Annotated in this window: 3 protein-coding genes; 1 reads left to right on the forward strand and 2 read right to left on the reverse strand. The window is 62.7% G+C overall.

The window, feature by feature from the left end; translation table 11 throughout:
- Positions 1-1,099 precede the first annotated feature (1,099 nt).
- Complete coding sequence (locus EA346_RS06580) at positions 1,100-1,534, forward strand: DsrE family protein (protein WP_296756878.1); 435 nt, start codon at positions 1,100-1,102, stop codon at positions 1,532-1,534.
- Positions 1,535-1,659: 125 nt separating this feature from the next.
- Here EA346_RS06580 and EA346_RS06585 read toward each other — a convergent pair whose 3' ends face one another.
- The gene (locus EA346_RS06585; RefSeq protein WP_296756883.1) at positions 1,660-2,313 is read right to left on the reverse strand and encodes a 7-cyano-7-deazaguanine synthase; all 654 of its coding nucleotides are present in this window, start codon (positions 2,311-2,313) and stop codon (positions 1,660-1,662) included.
- Positions 2,314-2,489: 176 nt separating this feature from the next.
- Positions 2,490-3,251: an alpha/beta fold hydrolase gene (locus EA346_RS06590; RefSeq protein WP_296756880.1), complete on the reverse strand. Its 762-nt coding sequence runs from the start codon at positions 3,249-3,251 to the stop codon at positions 2,490-2,492.
- Between the last annotated feature and the right edge of the window lie 172 nt (positions 3,252-3,423).

Consider the following 3,423-nt stretch of genomic DNA (forward strand, 5'->3'; position numbering starts at 1 on the left):
CAGACCGAACCCGCCCTTCTCGCCCCTGGGTCGATGGGAGTAGGACAGTGTCGTTCTGACACCGCCAGGGTGACTCAGTGTATCGATGTGACACGCTCACTCCGCCCTCTGATGGTCGCGGAAATGCCGCGATTCGATGCGTAAGTTATTGTCAGAAAAGCAGAATGGAAAGCTGAACATCAAATTGGCACGTCGCATGCAACATGTGAGGGGAGTCATATCACCAGGTCCACAGGAGTAATTGATGATACGACGCCAAAGCGCGCGCGGGCTCACAACAAACCACTGATATTATTCATTTTATCCTGGCAATGGCATCGGCGTGCTTGGCGACGCCGCTGCTGACCGGGTCTGGTCCCAACAGGAGTTCCAATATGCGACACGTGAAGAAGACACTGGGTCTGCTCGCCGCAGCTCCGCTCGCCCTGCTAGTGGGCTGCGGGGAGGTGGACGAGCCATTCGAACCGGCTGATGAACCAGGAATGGAGCAGCAGCAAGAGGAGTGGCTCCCGCCGGCCGAGGAAGCTCCACCGCCGGACGGTAGCATGGAGGCTCCGCCTGCTGAAGGCGATGGTATGGGCGCCCCACCGCCAGAGGGTGGTATGGGCACTCCCAGGTCGCCGGAGGGCGATATGCAAAGGCCACCCGATACCGAAGGTGCCATGGAACCGGAGTCGCCGGCCGCGGCACCCGACGATCGTTAAGCCCGGCGGCCCCCAATGCCGGTCCGGCCGCGCGCTTTTGCGTGGCGGGCGTGGGCCGGCGGTGTCACGCGCGAAGCGTCCGCAGGCGGGGAAAATCGCGTTGACCGCAGTGAAACCGCCAAAACCTTCGCCTGCAAGACAGGCTCCTACGAGGGCAAGGCCCCGTAGGAACGCGCCTCGCGCGCGAAGGGATACTCTGCGGAGCTTCCGTGATAATCAGGTATCAGGATGAAAGAGGCCGCAGTGTTGTATTGCACAGAAACGGCGGTGAACCGCGTTTTACTATGCAAGAAAAACCCGTCCGAGAAACGCGTTAAGCGTGGGTTATTTTGCACCATGAATCAGATTTTTCTTATATCCAATATTTTGCATTTCAGACACAACCAGGAGACTCCATGCGAGCCATCAAGACTCTAGCCGTTTCCGCCCTTCTCGCCGTCGCCAGTGCCGGGGCGAGTGTGCAGGCGGACGAACACTCCAAGTTGTTCGTCAGCGTCACCTCGGGCGATGACCACACCCAATTCATGTCCATGGTGCTGGCCAATCAGAGCATGCGTCAGGGTCAGGAGATCCGCGTCCTGCTGTGTGGTCCGGCCGCAACCATGGCAACCGAAGACTTCGACGGTGCGACCATGCAGCCGGCCGATCGCAACGCGCAGCAGTTGTTGATGAACCTGATCAACCACGGAGCCACCGTTGAGACCTGCGCGATCTTCCTGCCGAACACGGATTATACCGAGGCCGACCTGCTTGATGGCATCACCCCGGCGGACCCGGAAGAAGTCGGCGCCTACATGGCGGATCCGAACGTGCGTTTCTTCTCCAACTGATCGCCAGCGTTCGATGATAGCGGGGCCCTCTTCGGAGGGCCTTTTTCGTTTGGGGAACCGGATTCCGCTGCTATCCCGAGTGGCCCCGCCACCGATGCGAACCCGCGTTCGGACGGCATGGTTGTTCACCGGTCCCCGCTGTCCTGCCGATGGAGGTAGTCCGTCGGGTCGGCAACGCCGGCGGCAGCGAAGGCGGCCTGTCGGGCCGCGCATTGCGGGCAACGGCCACAGTGTTGGGGGCGATCGAGCAGGCAGCTCCAGGTCTGCGTCCAGTCGATGCCCGTGGATGCAGCACTGCGGATCACCTCCGCCTTGTCGAGGTCGTGCAGGGGCGCGAGGACCTCCAGACCCGGCACCAGCGTCCCTGCAAGATTCGTGAAGGCCTGCAGGAAGGCTGGCTGGCTTCCGGGTCCGTGGTCCTGATCATCGCGGTTCAGGGCGAGCAGGATGCGCCGGGCACCGAGATGCTGGGCCAGGTTGACCGCCAGGGCGAGCACCGCGAGATTGCGCTGCGGCAGCGGGACATGGCGCACCCATTCGGAGTCGCGGGTGAAGTGATCACGCAGTCCCGAAAGATCCATGGTCTGCAGCGGGGTACCACAGGCCTCGGAAAGACTCGCTGCTGCCGCCTGCTCGCGTCGGGCATTGCGCTGGCCATAGTCGACCCACAGGGCATGGACCGGTTCCCCACGCTGCCGAAGCCGGTACAGCAACGCAGCGCTCTCGATACCGCCGGAGAGCAACAACAGCGACGGGGCAGACGGGTTCGGGGGCGGCATGGAGAAACGATACGTTACCGGCCCGCTTGCGGTCACCTCTGCGGCCATCGTTTACAGCAGTGGTCGCATCGTGTTCGCGACAAGGCGGCGGGGGAGGGCCGCGCAACACCGGCGCCTTCGGGGGCAGCAAGCGTACCCTCTCCAGGCAGGCGACCACCGTGGATCGTATGGGTGTTTCAACGACCCGTCAGCCGGCGCATCAGCTCCCGAAAAGTGAGGTCGTGCTCGAACCGGCCACGCTGGAGGAAGATGATCGTCTGTGCGATGACCAGGGGGTTGTTCATCAGGAAGGTGTGGGTCGTCGGCAGCACGATGTGATCCGCCATCCCGACAGCCGTGGTGCTCTCGACCGACACCTTGCCGTCGTCCTCGCCCGGGATGATGCCGGAGAAGAACGGGTTCAGCGACCGGTTCCCGGCGATCACCCCCAGCTCGAAGTCCACCGGACCGAGGAGGCTCCGGACACCATCAGGGCCAGTGCCGAGCTCGAGTCCGGCCGGGCCGGTCAGAAAGCGGTAAATGCCCAGGTCACCCAGTTCATCGACGATTTCGGACCCCCTGTTCGGTGGCGCCAGCATCACGACGCGACCCAAGGCTTGGACATCATGCAGGCCCAGCCATCGGCGCACCAGGATGCCGCCCATCGAATGGGTGACGAAATTGACCGTCCGTTTCTCGCAGGAGGCCACCGCTTCGGTCACGTGGCCCAGAAGCTCGTCGATCGTCATCGCGCGCGATGGGTAGTCGAGGTTGACCACGAGGTAACCCGCAGCAGGCAGCAGCTCTTCCATGAGCAGGAAGGAGTGCTCGGTCCGTCCAAGACCGTGAACCAGGACGACGCACTCATTCTCCGCTTGCGGAATGTGGCTGTTCGGACCTACGGCAAGCGCCGTGATCGAGTACAGGAAGAGGGACAGGAACAGCAGGACGCGAGACATCGGGATATTCGTGCAGTAAGCCGGCTGGGTAGGGGTCGTGTCAGTCATTTCAGGGTCTTCGATGCGGCCGATGACAGGGGCCGGCCACCCTGGGTCAGGTGGTCTCCGGCCATCTCAGGATCGAATACGTCAACAGTAACCCATGATCGAGCCGGACCTGTCCACCTCGCGG

The organism is Thioalkalivibrio sp. (assembly GCF_007692535.1).
Lineage (GTDB): Bacteria > Pseudomonadota > Gammaproteobacteria > Ectothiorhodospirales > Ectothiorhodospiraceae > Thioalkalivibrio.